Annotated in this window: 4 protein-coding genes; all 4 read left to right on the plus strand. The window is 64.6% G+C overall.

The window, feature by feature from the left end:
• On the plus strand, window positions 1-1588 hold a 1588-nt coding region (locus tag HP547_RS27100), incomplete at its 5' end, for an RND family transporter (RefSeq protein WP_172288506.1).
• Window positions 1589-1648: 60 nt separating this feature from the next.
• Window positions 1649-2866 carry a helix-turn-helix transcriptional regulator gene (locus HP547_RS27105; RefSeq protein ID WP_172227539.1) on the plus strand — a complete coding sequence of 406 codons (1218 nt, stop codon included), beginning with the start codon at window positions 1649-1651 and terminating at the stop codon, window positions 2864-2866.
• A gap of 170 nt (window positions 2867-3036) precedes the next feature.
• Entirely contained in the window at window positions 3037-4371 is a 1335-nt protein-coding gene (locus HP547_RS27110) for a DUF1329 domain-containing protein (protein ID WP_172227553.1), read from the plus strand.
• 139 nt (window positions 4372-4510) lie between these two features.
• On the plus strand, window positions 4511-5320 hold an 810-nt coding region (locus HP547_RS27115; RefSeq protein ID WP_172288508.1), incomplete at its 3' end, for a Rieske 2Fe-2S domain-containing protein.

Raw genomic sequence — 5320 nt, forward strand, 5'->3', positions numbered from 1 at the left:
CCTCCTGGTGGCGTTGCTGCCGGTGGTCTGGTTGCTGGGGTTGCTGCCGTTGCTGGGGCTGGGTATCGACCCGATGTCGGTGCTGGTGCCGTTCCTGATTTTCTCGATTGGCGTATCGCATGCGGTACAGATGACCAACGCCTGGAAGCAGGAGGTGGTAGCCGGCGAATCGGCGCAACAGGCGGCGTATGCCGCGTTCTGCAAGATCTTCATCCCCGGTTCGCTGGCCCTGCTGATGAACGCCCTGGGTTTTGCGGTGATCATGCTGATCGATATTCCCATCGTCCACGAACTGGGGGTAACCGCCTGCCTTGGGGTGATGCTGATGATCGTCACCAACAAGATGCTGCTGCCACTGGTGCTGGCATGCCTGCCCGTGGGCGGCCAAGGCACCGCGCAGCCAGCACCCGCCAGTGCGCGCCATGGCCTGTGGTGGAAGCTGTCGGCGGTTGCCGAACCCGGCCCGGCGCTGCTGGTGTTCGCCGTCAGCCTGGTGCTGCTGGGCCTGGGCGTGGTCAAGGCGCGCGAGTTGGCGGTGGGCGATATCGGGTCGGGTGCCCCGGAGCTGCGCGCCGATTCGCGCTACAACCTGGATAACCAGCGCATCATCAGCAGTTACTCGATCGGCCTGGACGTGCTGGCGGTGTTCGTCCAGAGCCACGGCATCGACGAGGCCTGCCTGAACCCGGCCGTGATGCGTGCCGTGGAGGCGTTCGACTTCCAGATGCGCCATGTCGCCGGTGTGCAGTCGGTGCAGAGCGTGGCCGGCATGGGCAAGGAAATGATCGCCGGCAACAATGAAGGCAACCCGCGCTGGGCTGCCATACCCGGCTCTGCGCGCGGGTTGCAGCAGGGGTCGATGGCCTACACGGCGGATGCCGGGCTGGTCACCGAGGGTTGCCGCCGCATGCAGATACTGGTGTTTCTCAATGACCACGAGGGCGCCACTGTGGCCCATGTGGTCAACGAGGCCCGGCGCGTCATCGGTCCCCTGCAATCGTCGGCGGTATCGTTCCACCTGGCGGGCGGCAACGTCGGGGTGATGGCCGCTGCCAACGAGGCGGTCAAGCATGCCGAGGTGTGGATGCTGGCCGCGCTGTTCTGCTCGGTCGTGCTGTTCTGCCTGGTGACCTTCCGCTCGTTGTCGGCGGTGTTGTGCATCGTCGTACCGCTGGGCATCGTGGCAGTGCTGTGCAATGCCCTGATGGCGCTGCTGGGCATCGGCCTGAAGGTCGCCACTTTGCCGGTCATGGCGCTGGGGGTTGGCGTGGGAGTGGATTACGGCATCTACCTGTACGAGCGTATCCAGCACGAAATGGCCCATGGGCAAGACCTGCGCAACGCCTTCTACCGCGCCATGTGCCAGCGCGGTACGGCAGCGGTGTTCACGGCCGTGACCATGTCGATCGGGGTGGGTACCTGGGCGTTCGCGCCGCTCAAGCTGCAGGCCGACATGGGCATACTGCTGGCGTTCATGTTCCTGGTGAACGTGTTCGGGGCGATCTTCCTGCTACCGGCGCTGGCGGCCTGGTTCGACCGCGCCAAACCGTTGCCGGGCGGTGTGCCGGCCCACGCCAACCCGGCTTGACCCACCACTACGACAATAATGCTGCGGGCCGGCGGCATCGGCCCGCCCTGGGGGCTGTCCATGCAGACTACGCTGTCCAACGCCCAGGTGCTGGCGCACCTGGGGGTCGAGTTGGCCGACTATGAACGCCTGCTCGGCAACATGTATGACGCCGCGCTGGATACCCGGCGCCTGAACGAGGCCCTGCAACAGCTGCGCGGGTTGTTCGGCGCCTGCTATGTGACCTTGATCCTTCGCGTGCTGGACGAGCCCTTTCTGTCACCGATGATGGTGGCGGGTGACGTTGAACCGGGCGAGGGCGGGGTCAACCACTACGCGTATTGCGAGAAATCCACCTTGTTCGACAGGTTGCCGGTCGACCAGGTGTTCACCATCGAAGACCTGATGAGCGACCGCGAGTGGGCCAGCTCGTCGTTCTACCTGCTGTACTGCCAGCCCTACAGCTGCTACCACATGCTCGGGGTGGACATCAGCATGCCGGATGGCGGTACCTTGCGCCTGCGCATCAACCGGCCCCGTGAGCAACCGCGTTTCGGCGCCGTCGAGCGGGCGCTGTGCGCGATGCTTGTCGCCCACTTGCGCCGCGCCTTGCACATGCACACCTTGCTCGACCGCAGCGTCTCGCTGGGTAGTCTGTATTCGCAAACCATCAACCGCTTGGCGGTGGCGACCATCGTGCTCGATGAAAACGGCCATGTGCTGCAGCTGAACCCGGTGGCACGGGCGATCCTGGACAGCAACGACGGCCTGAAACTGGTGGGTGGTCGCCTTGAAGCGACCTACCCCAGCGATAACCGCGAGCTTGCCCGGCTGGTACGCAATGCGTTCTTGCGCAGCCGGCCGGGGGACAAGGTGGAGCAGGGCGCCGAGGCCATGTCGGTGTCACGGCCTTCGGGTCAGGTCAACCTGGGGGTGGTGGTCGAGCTGATCCCGTCCCAGGAGCTGGTGGAGGGCAAGGGCAAGCCGACCGTGGTTGTGTATGTGCGCGATGCGGTGGGCAAATCGCTGGTGAGCAACGGGGTGACCGCGCAGCTTTACAACCTGACCCCTGCCGAGACCGCACTGGCCCTGGAACTGGCCAATGGCTTGTCGCTGGAGGAGGCGTCCGAACGGCTCAATATCCGGCGCAATACGGCACGCGCGCACTTGCGTTCGATCTTCTCCAAGACCGGCGTGCGGCGCCAGACCGAACTGGTGCGCATCATGCTCAACAGCGTGGTTGCACTGGGGGCGCCAGGGCAGCTGGCCCAGCCGTCGGCGCCGGCATGCATGGGGTAGACGTGCGTTAGTGCGTTAGTCCGAGCGGACGATGCTCCCCTCGCAAAGGCCTGCCGATACTGGGCCACCGCTATCGGTAACCAAGGAGAACAAGAATGACCGACAGTAAACCGGCCAGCCGTTGTCTGCTCACTGCCCGTGCGCTTGCCCCGCAGAACCTGGCGCTGGTGATGCTGCTCAGCGCCCTTGCAACTGGCGTGCAGGCCGCCCCTGAGGACGTCGAGCGCCTGGGCAAGGACCTGACCTGCCTGGGGGCCGACCCGCAGGGCAACGCCGACGGCAGTATCCCACCGTTCTCCGGCCAATGGCTGGGGGCGCCGCCCCAGGTGGACTTCAAGGGCACCGGCCATCATCCCGTCGACCCGTACGCCAGCGAAAAGCCGCTGTTCGTTATCAGCGCCGACAACATGGCTCAGTACGCCGACGCGCTGTCCGATGGGCAAAAGGCCCTGTTCAAGCTGTACCCGGCCACCTTCAAGATGCCGATCTACCCCAGCCACCGGGACTTCCGTTTCGACGATGCGGTGTGCCAGGCCACCCGTGAAAATGCCAAGGTGGCCAAGCTGGTAGATGATGGCGAGGGGGTGGTCGGCAAGACCGGCGGCACGCCGTTCCCGGTGCCGCGCAGCGGCCTGGAGCTGCTGAAGAATGCGTCCACGTTCACCCTGCGCGCCTGGACAGAGGAATACACCTCCGACAACGCGTATGTACTCAAGGATGGCAACATCAACTGGGGCCGGGTGCACTCGCGCAACCTGGCGCCATCGCTGGAACCGGGCAAGGCGGGCGACACGGTCGGCAACTCGTCGTTCTACCTCAACGAGACGCTGTTGCCGCAGCGCGACAAGGGCGAGATCAATACCGGCACCGAATTCTGGAACGACAAGACCGAACCGCGCCAGGCCTGGCGGTACGACCCCGGCACTCGGCGGGTGCGGCAGTCGCCGGGGTATGGCTTCGACATGTCGTTCCCTGGCAGCGGCGGCTCGATCACCGTGGACGAGGTGCGCCTGTTCAACGGCTCGGGGCAGCGGTATGACTGGAAAATTGTAGGCAAGCGCGAAATGTTCATCCCGTACAACGCCTACAAGGTCCATGCCCCGCAGCTCAAGTACGCCAGCCTGCTGACTCCGGGCCATCTCAACCCGCAGGCGATGCGTTACGAGCGCCACCGGGTGTGGGAGCTGGAGGGCACCCTCAAGCCCGGCTACCGCCACCTGTATGGCAAACGCAAGTTGTACATCGACGAAGATACCTGGTTCCCGATGCTGGCCGACAACTACGACAACCGCGGCGAGCTGTGGCGCACCTCGATGGTGAACTACTTCTATGCCTATGAAACCCAGCGCCCGCAGGCCGGTGTCGGGCTTTACCACGACCTCAATGCCGGCAGCTACCTGGCGTTCAACCTGATCAACGAGCAGCGCAACGGCTACCTGCTCAACCGGCCGGGTTTCAGCCCGCGCGACTTTGGCCCCGAGGCGGCGCGGCGTTTCGGCCAGTAGAGCCTGGGCGGGCCCCGTCTAGTCCGATTGAAGGATGAGGGCCCGGCAGGTCTGTTCAAAGATGTCAGCCAGGCAATGCCCCTGCTCGCGCAGGGGCATTGCCGATGAATGGCGTATCCAACACAGGAATAACAACAACATGACCAAGCTCGCCGAACTCTCCCTCGACAGCGCCCAGCGCGCCCATCGCTACGCCAGGGGCTGGCACTGCCTTGGGGTGGCCGATGACTACCGTGATGGCAAGTTGCATACCCTGAATATCTTCGGCACGCGCCTGGTGGCGTTCGCCGCCAGCACTGGCGGCATCACCATCCTCGACGCCTTCTGCCCGCACATGGGCGCCGACCTGTCCCAGGGCACCCTCGAGAACGACACCGTGGTGTGCCCGTTTCACCACTGGAAGTACGACAGCAGCGGCAAATGCGTGGAAGTCCCGTACTGCAAGCGCATTCCGCCCAAGGCCAAGACCCGCAGCTGGCTGACCTGCGAGGAAAACAACCTGCTGTTCATCTGGAACAACCCCGAAGGCCGTGCGCCGAAAGCCGGCGTGGTGATTCCGCATCTGCCGCAGATGGACGACCCGGAGTGGATCCACGAATGGAACATCGACACCATGCTGATCGAGACCAACCCGCGCGAGCTGGTCGACAACCTGGTGGACGCTCAGCATTTCGGGCCGGTGCACGGCACGCCCACCAAGTACTTCGCCAACGTGTTCGAGGGACATATCGGCCGGCAGATCTTCCACGGCGACTCCGAGCGCCTGGGTGGCGACCTGATCGCGCCCTCGGCGTATTACGGGCCGGCCACCCATTTTACCGAGCTGAGCTCGATGTTCGGTGATGTGCGGGTGCATGCCATTCTGCTCAACAGCCACGTGCCGGTGGGCCCCGACAGTTTCGTGCTGCGCTTCGGTTGCATGGTCAAGCGCGTGCCGGGCTGGACCGAG

Origin of the sequence: Pseudomonas sp. CM27 (assembly GCF_013179515.1) — a bacterium.
In the GTDB taxonomy this organism is placed as follows: Bacteria; Pseudomonadota; Gammaproteobacteria; order Pseudomonadales; family Pseudomonadaceae; genus Aquipseudomonas.

What these genes read in the sequence shown, in the direction of transcription:
- HP547_RS27110 (WP_172227553.1), top strand. Translation starts at nt 3,037, where the DNA reads ATGCTGCTCAGCGCCCTTGCAACTGGCGTGCAGGCCGCCCCTGAGGAC.
- HP547_RS27105 (WP_172227539.1), top strand. Translation starts at nt 1,649, where the DNA reads ATGCAGACTACGCTGTCCAACGCCCAGGTGCTGGCGCACCTGGGGGTC.